Raw genomic sequence first — 14,529 nt, 5'->3', positions numbered from 1 at the left:
GGGACGGTCAGGTCGCTCGGGCGGAGGTAAGGCGGGAAGGTCAGGCCGCCACGGCCGCCGGCCCCGGGGGACGCTCGCGATCCGATGCCCGGACGTCAGACGCGGTGGCGGGACAGGTGGTCCAGCACCGCCTGGTTGGCCTCCCACCCGTCGGGGAACTTCACCGGCACCCCGAGCTGCACCGGCTCGGCCGACGGGTGCGCGTCGAGGAGCTCGGCGATGCCCGCCCTGGCCACCACCACGCACGCGTGCCGGTGCCGTGAGGCGAGCACGCACAACCGGCCCGACTCCAGGTGGAAGGCCGTCGCGTCCCGGCGCCCCGACAGCGGGTGCAGCACGATCGTCACGTCGTACTCGCGGCCCTGCAGCCGGTTGGCGGTGTCCACGGTGATCTCCGGCGGCACGCCCGCCGCTCGGATGGCGGACACCTGGTCGCGGTGCGCCGCGCCGACCGCGACGCGGTCCGCCGTCACCGGCCGCTCACCCCGCTCCGAGCTCGCCACCGCGCCCCGCTGCAGCAGCCGCGCGGCCAGCAGCGCCACCGCCTGCAAGGCCTCCCCGTCGGTACGCACCGTGTGCCGGTTGGGCAGCTCCAGCAGCGCCCACCCCGACCTGGCCGCCTCCTCCAGCGCCCGGTCGTGCGGCGTGCCCATGCCGTCGGTGGCCAGCTCCAGCCGCCGATCCCCTTCCGACGTGCCCGACCGGAACCCGGTGAACGGGTAGAACGCCCGCGAGACCACCGGCGCGGCCGAGGAGGGCAGCCGCCACGACACCGGCAGCCGGTGCACCGGCAGATCGGGGTTGTGCCGCAGCAACACCGACACGGCGCTCTGCAGCGGATCCCACGACAACCCCGACCAGCGGTCACCGTCGACGATCGAGAACGGGTCGAGCTGCCCGGGATCGCCCACGAACAACGCCCGCTCGAACAGCCCGGCGATGCGCAGCAGCTTGTCCGAGCGCATCTGGTACGCCTCGTCCACGATCGCCCACGGCCACACCCGGCCACCGATCCACGCCCATTTGTCCGCCGTGGCGATGACGATGTCGGGATCGCCCAGGTCCTGCACTTTCGTGCCCACCCGGACGCCGGGCAGCTCCAGCAGCCGCAGCGGCGGCGCGTACCCGCCGGCCGACAACCTGCCCACCGTCAGACGGGGATGCTGAGCGCAGATCCGCGTCACCAGGTCGTCGACCTGCTCGTTCGTCTGGGCGACGATCATCAGGGGCTCGCCGGTGGCGGCGATGTGCGCGGCGGCCCGTACGACCAGCGTGGACTTGCCCGCGCCCGGCGGCGAGTCGACCACCACGCCCCGGTGGCGCGGCAGGTCGGCGAGGACGTTCCTGATGACCTGCTCCGGGCTGCCGGTCACGACCACTCCTCCTGGGCGTCCTCGTCGTCGGGCACGTACTCCTGCGGCGGCCCTCCGTGCGTCCACGGGGTGGCCTCGGCGTCCGGCAGCGCGGGGGAGCCCTGGAAGTCGTCCGTCAGCGAGGTGTAGCAGACGCGCTCGCCGATCTCCGGCACGGCGCCGGGCGCGGCGGTCCTGCCCCGGCCCATGCCCTTGGTGATCTTCACCGTGACCAGGCCGTCTCCGGCCGACACCAGCTCCGCGCCCTGCCCGCGGCGCTGCGGGGTGCCGAGGGACGTGCCGGGCGCGAGGCGTACGGGATCGTCGGTCTTGATCACCACGATCGGGCGGAGCTTGCGCGAGCGGCCCTCGCCCTCGGTGTTGCCCGGGTCGGTGTCGGCCACCTCGCCCGCGAACGCCTCCCCGGTCAGCCGGTATTCGGCCATCACGAGCGGGTCGTCATAGGCGCGCTGCACGTCGTAGGCGGCCTGGGCGCGCTCCATGCGGGCCAGCTTGGCCGCGGCGGCGACCGCGCCGTCACGCCGGGGCTGCGGCGGCGCGCCCTCGGAGATGTGCGCGGCCATGCCGCTGAACGAGCCACGGTCCTGCTCCCACCGCGACGCCACGCCGGCGCCCGCCTCCAGCCCGGCCAGCAGGTCGATCGCCTGCCACATGAGCCCCCACGTCGGCTCCAGCTGGGTGCGCAGCGCCTCGGTGACCCGCTCGGGCGAGCCGCTGTCCATCGCCGGCGCCAGCACCTCCGCGTCGAACCCCGGGTCCGTCGCCGGCCCGGCCGGCGGCCAGATCAGCGGGTCCTCGGCGTCGTCACTCGGACCGGCGGTGATCCAGGCGAGCAGCGCCGCCAGATTGGCGTCCTCCAGGCCGCTCTGCCCGCTGGCCCAGTGGCGGCCCAGCTCCTCCGTCATGGCCGGCATCAGCGACGAGCCGGGGTAGGCGGCCCGCTCCCCGAAATAGGTCAGCCACCGGCCCAGCAGCGGCACCGACTCCGGCACCGGATAGGGCCCGTCGGCCCGGCGGAAGCGCAGCGAACGGCCCAGCAGCCGCACGAAGCCCACGCCCGCCTGGTTGGGGACGACGATCTGCGGCGCGTCGGCCGCCCGCTCGTACGGGTCGGCGTTCCTGCGCTCCACCGTCTCGGTCCGGCCGAGGAATCCCTCGACGTACGGCAGCAGCACCTCCGCCAGCTCGGCCGCCCACGCGAAGCGCAGGTCGCGGTTGCGCGGCTGCGTCACCACCAGCAGGCGTGGCCGGTCACGGTCGGTGCCGAGCATCGCCGCCAGCGGCGCGGCCGCCTCACCCGACAGCTTGAGCGGGACGAACATCATCGGCCGGGCCGCCAGATGGCAGTGCCTGACGGTCGCGATGGGCTGCGCGATGCCCTCGTCAAGGGCCCGCAGCCGGGCGAGCGAGGTCAGCAGGCTCACGTGGGGCTCCCGTACGGGCTCACGCCAGGCACTCCCTGCGCAGGCGTTCGGCGTTGCGGAGCAGCCGCGCGATCTCCTCCTGGCCCTCGGCAGGGTCGCGGGTGCCGTCGGCCAGGCCCAGCGCCTCGGTGACCGAGGCGACCCCGCCCAACTCGTCGCGTACCTGCCGGCCGAGCAGGTCGGAGGCGCCCACCTGGCGGGCCTCGTCGCGGCAGAAGAAGCACATGTCGCACGTGGACAGGCAGTCGGGGGCGTAGCGGGCGGTCGTCCTGCGCAGGGCGTCGGCCAGCTCGGCGACCGGCCGGGTGGGCCGTCCGTCCTCGTCCGGCCGCAGGTCGAACGTCAGGTCCTCGGGCAGCCCTTCGAGCAGCCGGTCGAGGCCGGTCATCCGGGTGAGCTGGCGGCGCAGCACGGCCAGCTGCCTGCGCACGTCGACCAGCGAGGCGACGGGACGGTTGGCGAAGTTCTCCGGGCAGACCAGCACCACGTCGTGCGAGACCTTGAGCGGGTCGTGGCCCAGCTCCTCCAGCAGCGTGCGCAGCGCCAGCACGTAGACGGCGGCCTGGCGGGCGGCCGCTGCCACCGCCGACGGGTCGGCCTGCCCGTCGATCACCGCGAACGACTTGATCTCCACGATGTGGAAGCGGCCGCCGAGCTGGAAGGCCACCACGTCCGGCTCCAGGTAGGCGGTGTGACCGGCGATCCGCAGGCTGAGCAGCGGGTGGTCGTACAGGGTGCCCGCGTCGTGCTCGTCGCGGGCGGCCCGGTCGATCAGCGTCCTGGTGTGGGCGTGGCGCAGGTGGGCGCCGACGTTCTCCACGTCGTGGTAGGCGACCTCGGCGACGGGCAGGCCGAGCAGCTCGCGCAACATCCGCAGCAGCTCCGCGCATCCGTCGGCCTTGACCAGCGCCTCGAAAACGTTGCCGCGCGTGATCGCGAACGGCGATTGCCCGAACGGCGCGGGAAATCCCAGGTGGCGGGCGGCGGCGTCCTTGTCGACGCCGGCGCCGTCCATGAGGGCGCGGCGGGCGCAGCCGGGGTTGGCCGCCAGGGCCGCGATGGCGCGGGCGTCGTGCGGCTGCTGCGGCGTGGTGCCCCGCAAAGCCTCCAGCCGGTGCGCGTGGTCACCCTCGCGCTTCAAGCCGCTCACTTGGCGTTCTCCTTCTTGATCGTGCTCAGCGTAGCGGCGCCGAACAGCCTGGCGGTGTCACCGAGTTGCGCCGCGGCGCGTTCGGCCAGCTCAGCGCGATCCCGCGTGTCGCGATCGGCGTGGACACGCAGCTCCGCGCGGGCCGCCTCGGCCACCCGCCCGGGGTCGGGCGGGCCCAGCGTGCCGTCGGTGGCGCCGGGGATGTTCCTCGCCATCCTGAGAAGTAACCGGTCCGCGCGCTCGTCGTCCGCCTTCTGCTCGGCCACCGCGATGGCGCAGGTCAGGAAGTCGACGCGAGGGGAGAGGGGGCCGACCACGCGCCGCTCCAGCGGCCACGTGCTGAGCGTGAGCAGGCCGCGGGCGGGGGAGAGGCGGTCGGTGAGCGCGGCACACAGATAGTACGGCCGCCCGAACGGGGAGGACCGGAACGAACGTTCCTCGTCCCTGCGCAGGCTGGTGAGCCGGCTGCTGCTGATCGTCCCGCCGAAGAACGCGGTGCTGACGGCCACGATCAGCCGCGGCTGGGCGGCCGCCCCCAGCAGCCGCAGCCCTTGGTGCACCTGCTCGCGCACGGTGACCAGGCGCGGCGGCTCCTCCTTCGCAGGTTGATCACCGCTCACCAGGGCGTCCCAGGCGTGTTCGGCGCTGCGCAGCTCGGCCCGCAGGACGCGGGCCCGGACGCCGTCCCTGGCGCGCATCGCCTTGCGTACGCCCGCCCGCAGCTCGTCGATCCGCCGCTCGAGATCGTCCAGCCGGTCACTCATGGCGCGACTGTATCAACCATCCCAGCATTTTCCAGTAAATCGGCGAGATCCACCCCATGTTGAGATCTACACCGTAAAGGCGTCCGGCTCCTAGCGCTGATCTACGATGTAAAGGCGCCCGCTGGGCTCAGCCGGTGGGAGAGGCTCTGACCCAGGTACGGTCCCTGGTCAGGAACCGGTCGAACGTCAGGCCCTCAGCGGCCAGGTCGGCCGACAGCTCCTCGTCGGTGAGACGCCTGGACGAGAACGACTGCGTCCACACCTTGTCCTCGCCGTAGGTGTAGCGCATGGTCGCGTGGACGATGCCGGGGGACACCTCCTCGACGGCCGTCAAGGTGATCGTGATGTCGCCGTCCTCGCGGCTCTGGCCCGCGCGCCACCGGTCGTGCGCTTCGGCCGGCTTCCACTCCAGGAGCACCGCGCCACCGGGCTTGACGTGGCGCGCGCACGTGGCCAGGAATCCGCGCCTGACCGTGTCGTCCACGGTGTTCACCAGCTGGGAGCCCAGCATGACGGTGTCGAAGCGCCGCTCGAGGCGGAGGTCCTGCACCTGGCCGAGCACCGTGTGCGCGCCGCGTACGCGGGCCAGCATCTCGGCGGATTCGTCGACGGCCACCACCTCGAAGCCCTGCTCGACGAGGGGATGCGTGACGCGGCCGACGCCCGCGCCCAGCTCAAGGACGGTGCCGCCGGGCGGGGTGACCTGGGCGACGATCGCCGGTTCGCCGTAGGGTCTGAGCGCGCTGTAGAAGTCGACAGGGGATCCGTCGGGGGTGATGGGGCCGGGGCCCGTGCCTGAGTTGCGCATGCCCCCGAAGTTAACCCGGGGATGAGGCGTCCGGCCAGGGAGCGTCGGCCCGCCCCCGCGTGAGGCGCCCCGCCCCGGCCGGCGGCCCGGTACGGATTGAGGTTGGCCGGGGCGTGCGGCGCGCTGTCAGAGGCCCAGCGTCGCGAGGTGGCGGGACGGGCGGTGCCGTCGCCACGCGGCGACCAGGAAGGCGATCAGCCCGAGCACGGGCAGCGTGCACAACGTCCAGCTCAGTGCCAGCGGCGGGCCGGGCTGCTCCAGCACGGTGACGTCGGCGAGCGTGGCCGTGCCCTGGCCTTGCGGGCCGTTCACGGTGAAGGTGAAGCTCCACGGCCCGGCCGTGGGCAGGGCGTGGGTGTCCAGGCCCCAGACGTCCCGTTTGCATGGGTGGCGGGCCAGCGGGCTCGTCCTGCGCATCCCCTGCTTCATGCAGGGGCCGGTCATGCTGAGGGTGCCGGACCTGCCGGTCAGCCCTCCGTCGGGGACGAAGGTGAAGTCCAGCGACTGCATGGCGCGCAGCGGCCAGGTGGAGAAGCCAACGGTCAGGTGGTAGGGGCCGGCCTGCACGCGCTCGGTGTGGACGACCTCGACCGGCGCGTACGCCTGCTCCGGCTCGGGCTCGGCTTGAGCGGCCGGGGAGACGAGGAGCACGACCGCGCCGATGACGCAGGGCGCGAGGAGCGTTCTGAGACCATCGAGTCAGCGTCCTTCCTGGTCGGGGGCGGGAGCGTTGAGGTGCAGCAGGACCGCGAAGCGGGCGGCGAGGAACCCGGCCAGCGCGCCGAGTGCCAGCCCGAGGAGTACGTTGGCCACGACCGAGGTCACAGAGGTGGCGGGCCGGCCCATCGGCCCTTCCGCGCGCAGCAGCGACGTCTGCACGAGCATCGAAAGGCTCACCACCAGGCCGCCGGCCGCGCCGGTGAGCTGGGGCAGCCAGCGGGTGGACCCGCCGCGCCCGCGTCCGAGCCGGAGCAGCCCTTCGATCACCAGGGCCGCGGCGAGCAGGAACATCGGGATGCCCGAGGGCAACTGCGGCGGGACGTCCAGGAGATTGTCGCGCAGCGGCAACTGCACGTGGTCCGCGTAAACCCGCGCCGCCCACGGCGCGAACCACCAGAGGAACAGCTGCATGAGGCCGAGGACGACCGCGATGGACATGGCCACCCGCCGAGCCCAGGCCGGTGCCCCTGCCGAACAGGGCGGGCCTGCTCATCTCCGCCTACCGGGTCGGCGCCTGGCCGAACCGGGCACCGGCGGTGATGTCCCTGCTCTGCCTGACCGCGGGCGCGGTCATGCGGCCGATCCTCGGCGGGGCGCCCTTCGAGCAGGGACGGTTCCTGCTCAACGTCCTGGGCGATGCCCTGCTGCCCTGGCTCGTCGGGCGTTACACCACCGCGCGCCGCGCCTACCGCGCCTACATCGCCGAATTGGAGCAGCGCTCCGAGCGGGAACAGGCCGAAGCCCGGCAGGCGATGGCCGCGGCCATCGCCGAGGAGCGCAGCAACATCGCCCGCGACCTGCACGACGTGATCTCGCACCACGTCAGCGCGATCGGCATGCACGCGGGGGTGGCCCGGATGCGGGCCACCACGACGGCCGGCGCCCAGGACCTGACGGCATCGCTGACAGCCGTGGAGACCTCCAGCCGGGCCGCCATGCTCGACCTGCGACGCCTGCTGGATGTCCTGCACGGCAACCCGGCGGAGGAGGACAGCCAGCCCGGGCTGGACAACCTGCCCGAACTGCTCGACACCCTGTGCGCCGTGGGCCTGCGGGCGCGGGTGAGCGTCCACGGCGTTCCGTCCCGGCCCCCGGAGTCACTGGACATCGCCGCCTATCGGGTGGTGCAGGAGACGCTGGCCAAGGCCCTGCGGCACGGCGCCGGCGGCGTCGCGGAGGTCGAACTGCGCTACGACCGCGCAGGGCTCACCGTGACCACCTCCAACCCCCTCGGCGCGAACGCCCTCGCCACCCGCGCCCGGCCGGACTCGCCTCACCGTGGCCTGCAGGGCATGCGCAACCGTGTCACCATGTTCGCGGGGTCGACCAGTTACGGGCCCGCCCCCGACGGCAACACCTGGATCACCACCGTGACCTTCCCCCTGGACCCCTCGTGACCCTGCGCGTCCTGATCGCCGACGACCACGCCATGTTCCGATCCGGCCTGCGCGCCGTCCTGGACACCCAGGCCGACCTGGTGTGCGTCGGGGAGGTTGCCGACGGGCGGAGCGCGGTCAACGAAGTGTCGCGGCTGCGTCCCGACGTGACGATCATCGACATCCGCATGCCGCGCCTGGACGGCCTGCGAGCCACGGAGGCGATACTCGCCGACCCGGCCAACACCACCAAGGTGATCCTGCTGACCACCTACGACCAGGACACCTACGTCCATCGTGCACTGCGGGCCGGAGCGGGCGGGTTCCTGCTCAAGAGCCTGCCGCCAACGGAACTGATCGCAGCCATCCGGGTGGCCGCCCGCGGCGACACCCTCATCGACCCGTCGGTCTCGGCATCGGCGACGAGACCGTCAAGACGCACGTGTCGCGCATCCTCGGCAAACTGAACCTGCGCGACCGGATCCACGCGGTCGCCTACGCCCACCTGCACGGCCTCGTCCGCCAGGCCTCCCCGCCGCCCCCGTCCGCCGGACGCCCGCGCGGCCCAGGCGGGTGAGCAGGTCCGCGCGGATGGCGGGCAGCAGGTGGCAGCCCGCCAGGTCCAGCTCGTCGACGGCGGCCTCGCGAGTGCCGGCCCGTGCACCTCGGCGACGGCGACCGCGCGGTTGAGCGCCACGATCGGGGCCGGGGCGTGGTGCAGCAGCTGGTCGTAGAGCGCCAGTACCTGTGCCCAGTCGGTGGCCGGCCCGTCGGTGTGCACGGCGTTGATCGCGGCCTGCACCTGGTACGGCCCCGGCGGTTGCGGCGCAGGCACCCGGAGGTGGAGGTGTACCCCTCGTTGAAGACCAGGTGGAGCACGGTGAGGACCGATGCCAGCCGGTCGGGGAGTTCAGCGGCGCCCGGCACCCGGTAGGGGATGCCGGCGTCACGGATCTTCTTCTTCGCGCGGACGATCCGCTGGGTGACGGTCGCCTCCGGCACCAGGTAGGCCCGCGCGACCTCCGTCACCTCCAGCCCGCCGAGCACGCACAGGGTGAGCGGCGTGTCAGCGTGGTCACGCACCGGCCGTATTCGTCCCGGTGGATGCCGTCCAGGTCCATCCGCGAATCCATCCGTGCTCAGTCCCTCTGTGCGTCCACGAAAGGACGCACCCCGATCGGGGACCCTGCTCCTTGGTTTCGGCGAACGGGCCCTCGGTCATCGTGATCGTGCCGTCGCCGGGTCGCACGACCGTGGTGCGTCGAGCTGGACGGCCGGCAGGTACTTCTCCATGGGGTCACTCAGGGGAGGGTCAGGCTGGCATGCGGCGGGCGATGACCGGGACAACGATCGCGGCGGCGACCACGTGCGTCAACATCAGCAGCGCCTTCGTGGCCGGCGACGCGTCCACGAGCACATCGGGCAGCAGGGACAGCGCGGTGAGCACCATCGTGGTACGGACGAACGCCACGCGCGGACGGCGGGTCGTGCGGGCCAGTATCAGGGCCAGCACCAGACCCAGTGCGGAGAAGACGGCGGTCAGCGTGGCGAACCCGGACACCGGGATCGGCGCCCCGCCGACAGCGAGGCTGATCCCGGCGAGCTCACCCGCGGCGGCGACGCCTGCGGTCGCGGCGGCGGCGGCGGCCGTGGCGGTCAGGCCGCCGATGATCAGGTTCTTCGTGGAAGCGGTGACAGTGGCGGTGGTGGTGGTGACGGACATTGCTGACCTCCGGTACGGGGGCCGGCTCTTGGCCGGCCGCTCACTTTGGCTACGAACCGGCTCGACGCCATTCGACATCGGCCGCGGAAAGGGGTCCCGGGTGAGCGCGCGGGCCTAAATGTCGTCGTAGACCAGTTCGGTCGGCGCCGTCCACCCGGCGGGTACCTTCAGTCGTTTGACGAGGTTCTGGTAGTTCAAGATCTGCCTCCTGTCAGCCTGCCGTGGCCGGTATGCGGCATGTCGCCGGCCTGCTGTTTGAGGTCGCGGATGGGTGGGTCGGGTCGTGGTCGTTGACGGTTGGGTTGTGCCGCTTAAGCTCGGTAGGAGTGCTCGGCACGACGTATCCGTAATCGTGTTCATGCGGCCGCCGGGCGCATCCCGGGGGCCGGGGAAGCACGTAGGTGGCGTTTGGGGTCCTGCGCATGGCGGATCTCCTGCCGGTTGGGCCTCGTACGGTTGGGCCTCGTACGGTTGGGCCTCGTACGGTTGGGCAGGGATGCCGGCCCGGCGATACGTCCTGAGGCTGAGGAGGAACAACCAGGTCCAGGCGAGCACGGCCGCGGCCGTGAAGGCCAGAACGACGCCTCTGGTGGGCGAGCCGCCGGACGCGATGCCGACCGGGCATCAGATGGTGCCCTGCTGGATCCCTGCCGCGATGAGGTCGAGCATGTCGTCGACGCCGCGCCGGGACGCGTTCTGGTCGGTGGGTCCGGGCCAGGAGACGAACTCGTAGGTGAGGTCGACCCCGTCAGGGGCGTCGGACAGTGTCACGGTGACCAGCTCTTGCGGCTCCTGGAACCGGAGCACCACCCGGCGCGGCGGGTCCACTTCGGCGTAGGTGAAGCCGAAGGGGATCTCCGAGCCGTTCGCGTCCGAGATCATGACTGCGTCGAGCCGCCCGCCCGGCCGGGCGTCGACGCGCATCCGGTCGGCGGGTGTGTGGTAGCCCGGCGCGACGAACCACTGTTCGAGCCTGCTGGGCTCGACGAAGGCCGCGAAGACCCGATCGGCGCCGGCGTGCAGGCGGCGATGCACGGTGAATCCGCCGCCCGCGTCCCGTGGGGGCGTTTCAGACATGTGGTGGTGCTCCTTTCGGCCGGGCTTTTCCCGGGATGGTCAGGCGTCGGGGTTGCGAAGGGTGAGGACGACGATCCCGGAGCTCAGCGTCCGGGTCGCGGTCAGTTCGAGCTTCTTGGTGAGGCCGGGGTGGAGGATCAGGTCGTCCGCGTCGCCGACTCCGGCCAGGTGCGGGTGTACCCACAGGTGGAGCTCGTCGAGGAGGTCCGCCTGCAGAAGGGCTTTGGCCACCGGGCCGTAGCCGTGCATCAGGATCGACGTGCCGTCCGTGGCGCGCAGCGCCCGGACCACCTCGATCAGGTCGCCGTCGAGCACGCTGGTGTTGTGCCAGGTCGGCTCGCTGAGGGTGGTGGAGGCGACGTACTTGGGGAGGGCGTTGATCGCGTCCGCGTACTTGCCGTCCCGTTCCGGCCAGGCGCCGGCGTACACCTCGTAGGTCTTGCGGCCCATCAGCATCGCGTCCGCGGCCTGGAGCTGCTCCAGCGCCAGTTCACTGGCCTCGTCGTCGACGTAGTCGAAGTGCCACTTGTCCATGTGATTGACCACGCCGTCCAGGCTGACGAACGTGGAGTTGCTGATCGTTCCCATGTGAGTTCCTGTCTCGACACCGCGCCGAACAGACGCGTTTCTCTTACGGCATCGTTCATCGGCGGGCCGGCCCGATCCGTGGCCAAGGCATCAGCTCCGAAGGGTGAATGTGAATCTGAGACGCCCGATCGTCGTCCACGGGGTGGACGGAATGGGGGCGCGAATCTATACCACCGAGATGCGGCCAAGCCGGGCTGTCCACCGGCCATTCTCAGGGCACCGGCGGCAACCTGGGGGATGGAGTTGTGCGCGTTGAGCGGGCCGGCCGGTGGAAGCGGTGTTCGTGGTCAGCGGCTCTTTGCGGTGAACGTCAGGTGGGTGACGCCGCTGGGCGTGGAGACCGCCTCGATGTGGTACGCCTCCTCCAGCGACTCCAGGCCGTCCCAGAGCCGGACGCCGCGGCCGAGCAGGATCGGGACCTGGACGACGTGCATGTGATCGACCAGCCCTTCGGCGAGGAAGTCGCGGATGACGGACGGCCCGCCGCCGAGGCGCACGTCCTGGCCGCCGGCCGCCTCCAAGGCGATCTTGAGCGCCTCGGCGGGTGCGGCGTCGAGGAAGTGGAACGTGGTGCCGCCCTCCATCTCGATCGATGGCCGCGGCCGGTGGGTGAGCACGAAGACCGGCGTGTGGAAGGGCGGGTTGGGCCCCCACGCACCCTTGTAGTCGGGGTCGTCCTGCCAGCGGGGTGGGCCGAACTTGCCGGCGCCCATGATCTCGGCGCCGATGCCGGAGCCGTGCATCGTGGCGAACGCGTTGTCGGCGCCGACGCTCCCGCGCCGGCCGCCGCCCATTTCATGCCAGTACCGGGTGGCGAACATCCAGTCGTGGATGCGCTCGCCGGCGTGGCCGAACGGGGCATCGGCGGTCTGGCCCTCGCCGGTGCCGAAGCCGTCCAGCGAGACGGCTAAGTTGTGGACGCGGAGCTTACCCATGATCGTTTCCTTCTTCAGTAGTTCAGGACGTTTCGGCTCGGCCGTGAATCCGTCCAGGAGCATCGCGACATCCGGCACAAATGTGCTGAGTTCGGATCCGAGGGCCACTGTATCCCCAAGACACTGTGTATAGTAGAGACAGTTCTGTGGGAATGGCAAGAGGGAGCGCGGCGATGCCAGTCAACGAGGATTCGAAAGCGGTGGCCGAGCTGCTGTGGGGTCTGCGGAAACCGTCCAGCAGAGGCCCCAGGCCTGCCTTCGACCTGGACCAGGTGGCCGACACCGCGGTGAAGGTGGCCGACACCGAGGGCCTGGAGGCGGTCTCCATGCAGCGCATCGCGGCCGAGCTCGGCTTCACCAAGATGGCTCTGTACCGCTACGTCAAGGACAAGGCCGAACTCATCGCCGTCATGATCGAGGCGGCGGTCGGCGAGGCTCCCGACCTGGGCAGGGTGGCCGGGTGGCGGGCCAAGCTGGAAGAGTACGCGCGCGAGCTCTCCGCGGCCTGGCGGCTCCATCCCTGGCTGCCGTCCATCACCGCAGGCGACCGCGTGATGGGCCCACGCGAGACCGCATGGCCGGAAAGCGCCCTCAGCGCCCTGGCCGACACCCCCCTGACCGAACGCGAACGCCTGGACGCGATCATGCTGGTGTCCAACCACATCCGCGCCACCCACGCGGCCGCCACTCCCGGCACCCAGGTCTGGACGGCCGGCAACGCCGCCCCGATCATGCGCGATCTGCTGCTCCTCAACGCCGACCGGTTCCCGTTGCTGGCCACCACTCATGCCATCCCCTCGGTCACCACGACCCAGGAGTTCGGCCTGCACGCCATCCTCGACGGACTCGAACACGCCATCACGCAACGCACCCCGAAGCGCTGACCTTCGAGCTCGCGGAGATGGAGCCGGGCAAGAACACCGACACCGGTTCACCGACATGAGGCTGTGGATCGTGGGCCGGGCGCGTCGACGGAGCCCGCCACCAACTCGATCTGATCACGGCGCAGGCCGCCCACCGCGGCATCGGCGTCCACATCGTCATCGACTTCGTTCACGTCCTGGAGAGATTATGGGCTGCCGCCCGAAGCCTGCATCCTCCCGCGGCGCCGGCCGCCGAGGACTGGGTCGCCGGTCATGCTCTGGCCCTGCTGGCTGGGCACGCCGGCCACGTCATCACCGCACTGACGGGCCAGGTGGCCACCACGGCCGCCCACCGCCGCGACGGCATCGACGCATGCAGCCGCTACCTCACCAACAACCTCGAGTACCTGCGCCACGACCAGGCGCTGGAGGCGGGATGGCCGATCGCGACCGGCGTGATCGAAGGCGCTCGCCGCCATCTGATCGCCGACAGTTCGACCTCGCCGGGCACGCTGGGGCCTGGCCGGAGCCGAAGCCGTCCTGAAACTCCGCGCTCTGGTCACCAACGGTGTCTCGACGAATACTGGCGTTTTCACCTCGCCCGGCAGCACGAACGGGTCCACCGGAACGACTACCAGGACGGATACTCCCTCACGGCTTGATCGCTGCGGTGTACCACTGAGGAAGAGCTACACCCATCTGCGATTCGCTAAGGTGGCTTCTCCCTTTCGTGAAAGAAGTCGGTATGCCGCAGGTTTATATGGTTCTGTCCGCCGTGGTGGATCACCCCTATCCGCTGATCCGAGGGGGCGGGTTGTTCCTGGTCGGCGTGGGCGCCGGATTCCTGCTGAGCTGGATCTTCCGTACGTACTGGCTGCAGTTCCTGATCGGCGGCTTCGCCGCCGGGTTCGTCGGCAGCGGCCTGAGCGCGCTGCTGCCCAGTCTCGGCTCGCCGTCGTTCGCCCATATCGCCGGGCTCGTCGGGTCGTTCGTGCTCGAAGCCGGGCTGATCTACCTCGCGATCACCAGGACCAAGGGCGCCGGCGACCGTACGGTCCTGCTGTGGATCCTGTTCGTGGTGGGCGTGCACTTCGTTCCGATGGGCCTGGCCCACGGGCCGCTGATCACCATCCTTGGCCTGCTCACCATGGCCAACGCGGCGGCCGGGCTGCGGCTCAGGTCCGCCCCGCTACCGGTGTTCGGCGTCATCGACGCGCTGCTGAAGCTCGGTTTCGGCGCGGTGATGCTGTTCGCCTACCCGGCGCTCACCTTCGCCTGAGCCGGCCCTCCGCCGCGGAAGCCGTCCGGACCCCGGTGGCGGGCCGGCACTTCCGCGAATCGCCGCACGCCGCTGAGCTGGCCCGATAGGGTTTCCGGCGGGCACAGCGGTGATCACAGGGGCGTGAACGGCGGGAGGGGGCGGCACGTGAACCACGGGACCCGGCAGGCGATGGGAGCCGTGGCCGGACTGGCCGCGCTCATCCCGCTCTACTACCTGACCGAGGCGGCCGCCAGGGCCCTGCGCGCGGGCGTCGCCACGTTCGGCCCCGCGCCTTCCGGCCTGGCCTACCTGGGGGCGGTGGCCGTCGTCGTCACCGTCCTGACCGCCTGGCCACCGGCGGCGCTGTGCTGCGGTGTGCCGCTGGCGTCGGCGGGCCTGCTGTTCGCGCTCGACCTGGACGCCGCGCTCGGCGCCGCCGGCCGGCTGCCCTGGGCGGTTCTGCGTTT

At 71.5% G+C, this 14,529-nt stretch carries 18 protein-coding genes; 7 read left to right on the top strand and 11 right to left on the bottom strand.

Features of this window, described 5'->3' with window-relative positions:
• Positions 1–95 precede the first annotated feature (95 nt).
• From E1295_RS42965 to E1295_RS42935, 7 genes are all read right to left on the bottom strand, one after another.
• Positions 96–1,373: an AAA family ATPase gene (locus E1295_RS42965; RefSeq protein WP_132640274.1), complete on the bottom strand. Its 1,278-nt coding sequence runs from the start codon at positions 1,371–1,373 to the stop codon at positions 96–98.
• On the bottom strand, positions 1,370–2,797 hold the full coding sequence (locus tag E1295_RS42960; RefSeq protein WP_132640272.1) for a hypothetical protein: 1,428 nt from the start codon (positions 2,795–2,797) through the stop codon (positions 1,370–1,372). The genes E1295_RS42965 and E1295_RS42960 overlap by 4 nt, the downstream gene beginning before the upstream one ends.
• 19 nt (positions 2,798–2,816) lie before the next feature.
• On the bottom strand, positions 2,817–3,947 hold the full coding sequence (locus E1295_RS42955; protein WP_132640270.1) for a hypothetical protein: 1,131 nt from the start codon (positions 3,945–3,947) through the stop codon (positions 2,817–2,819).
• Positions 3,944–4,711, bottom strand: a complete 768-nt coding sequence (locus E1295_RS42950) for a hypothetical protein (RefSeq protein WP_132640268.1) — start codon at positions 4,709–4,711, stop codon at positions 3,944–3,946. Before E1295_RS42950 ends, E1295_RS42955 begins: the two co-directional genes overlap by 4 nt.
• Before the next feature lie 127 nt (positions 4,712–4,838).
• Positions 4,839–5,519 carry a class I SAM-dependent methyltransferase gene (locus E1295_RS42945; protein ID WP_132640266.1) on the bottom strand — a complete coding sequence of 227 codons (681 nt, stop codon included), beginning with the start codon at positions 5,517–5,519 and terminating at the stop codon, positions 4,839–4,841.
• A gap of 126 nt (positions 5,520–5,645) precedes the next feature.
• The gene (locus E1295_RS42940) at positions 5,646–6,170 is read right to left on the bottom strand and encodes a hypothetical protein (RefSeq protein ID WP_132640264.1); all 525 of its coding nucleotides are present in this window, start codon (positions 6,168–6,170) and stop codon (positions 5,646–5,648) included.
• Between the two features lie 48 nt (positions 6,171–6,218).
• Positions 6,219–6,683: a hypothetical protein gene (locus tag E1295_RS42935; RefSeq protein ID WP_166427688.1), complete on the bottom strand. Its 465-nt coding sequence runs from the start codon at positions 6,681–6,683 to the stop codon at positions 6,219–6,221.
• A gap of 17 nt (positions 6,684–6,700) precedes the next feature.
• Here E1295_RS42935 and E1295_RS42930 point away from each other — a divergent pair, with 17 nt between their 5' ends.
• From E1295_RS42930 to E1295_RS52730, 3 genes are read left to right on the top strand one after another with little or no spacing between them, the layout of a single operon-like run.
• Positions 6,701–7,636 carry a sensor histidine kinase gene (locus E1295_RS42930; protein ID WP_132640260.1) on the top strand — a complete coding sequence of 312 codons (936 nt, stop codon included), beginning with the start codon at positions 6,701–6,703 and terminating at the stop codon, positions 7,634–7,636.
• Positions 7,633–8,082, top strand: a complete 450-nt coding sequence (locus tag E1295_RS42925) for a response regulator (protein ID WP_342775965.1) — start codon at positions 7,633–7,635, stop codon at positions 8,080–8,082. The genes E1295_RS42930 and E1295_RS42925 overlap by 4 nt, the downstream gene beginning before the upstream one ends.
• Positions 8,058–8,192 carry a helix-turn-helix domain-containing protein gene (locus E1295_RS52730; protein ID WP_425465400.1) on the top strand — a complete coding sequence of 45 codons (135 nt, stop codon included), beginning with the start codon at positions 8,058–8,060 and terminating at the stop codon, positions 8,190–8,192. The genes E1295_RS42925 and E1295_RS52730 overlap by 25 nt, the downstream gene beginning before the upstream one ends.
• Positions 8,193–8,927: 735 nt before the next feature.
• Here the strand turns inward: E1295_RS52730 and E1295_RS42915 are convergent.
• The 4 genes from E1295_RS42915 to E1295_RS42900 form a co-directional block, all read right to left on the bottom strand.
• Positions 8,928–9,338, bottom strand: a complete 411-nt coding sequence (locus E1295_RS42915) for a DUF6069 family protein (RefSeq protein ID WP_132640258.1) — start codon at positions 9,336–9,338, stop codon at positions 8,928–8,930.
• A gap of 624 nt (positions 9,339–9,962) precedes the next feature.
• Entirely contained in the window at positions 9,963–10,415 is a 453-nt protein-coding gene (locus E1295_RS42910) for an SRPBCC family protein (protein ID WP_132640256.1), read from the bottom strand.
• A 39-nt stretch (positions 10,416–10,454) separates the two neighbouring features.
• The gene (locus E1295_RS42905; protein ID WP_132640254.1) at positions 10,455–11,003 is read right to left on the bottom strand and encodes a dihydrofolate reductase family protein; all 549 of its coding nucleotides are present in this window, start codon (positions 11,001–11,003) and stop codon (positions 10,455–10,457) included.
• A gap of 287 nt (positions 11,004–11,290) precedes the next feature.
• Positions 11,291–11,938, bottom strand: coding sequence for a dihydrofolate reductase family protein (locus tag E1295_RS42900; RefSeq protein WP_132640252.1), 648 nt, complete (start codon positions 11,936–11,938; stop codon positions 11,291–11,293).
• A gap of 173 nt (positions 11,939–12,111) precedes the next feature.
• Here E1295_RS42900 and E1295_RS42895 point away from each other — a divergent pair, with 173 nt between their 5' ends.
• From E1295_RS42895 to E1295_RS42880, 4 genes are all read left to right on the top strand, one after another.
• Positions 12,112–12,822 (top strand): TetR/AcrR family transcriptional regulator, encoded by a 711-nt coding sequence (locus E1295_RS42895; RefSeq protein ID WP_132640250.1) that lies wholly within the window; start codon positions 12,112–12,114, stop codon positions 12,820–12,822.
• Between the two features lie 311 nt (positions 12,823–13,133).
• A complete protein-coding gene (locus tag E1295_RS42890) occupies positions 13,134–13,463 on the top strand; it encodes a hypothetical protein (RefSeq protein ID WP_132640248.1) in 330 nt (109 codons plus the stop codon).
• Between the two features lie 83 nt (positions 13,464–13,546).
• Positions 13,547–14,080, top strand: coding sequence for a DUF6609 family protein (locus E1295_RS42885; RefSeq protein ID WP_132640244.1), 534 nt, complete (start codon positions 13,547–13,549; stop codon positions 14,078–14,080).
• A 147-nt stretch (positions 14,081–14,227) separates the two neighbouring features.
• On the top strand, positions 14,228–14,529 hold a 302-nt coding region (locus E1295_RS42880), incomplete at its 3' end, for a hypothetical protein (RefSeq protein ID WP_220449176.1).

This window comes from Nonomuraea mesophila (assembly GCF_004352805.1).
In the GTDB taxonomy this organism is placed as follows: domain Bacteria; phylum Actinomycetota; class Actinomycetes; order Streptosporangiales; family Streptosporangiaceae; genus Nonomuraea; species Nonomuraea longispora.
The sequence above is the reverse complement of the archived record's forward strand: the minus strand, read 5'-3'. Positions and strand labels throughout refer to the sequence as shown.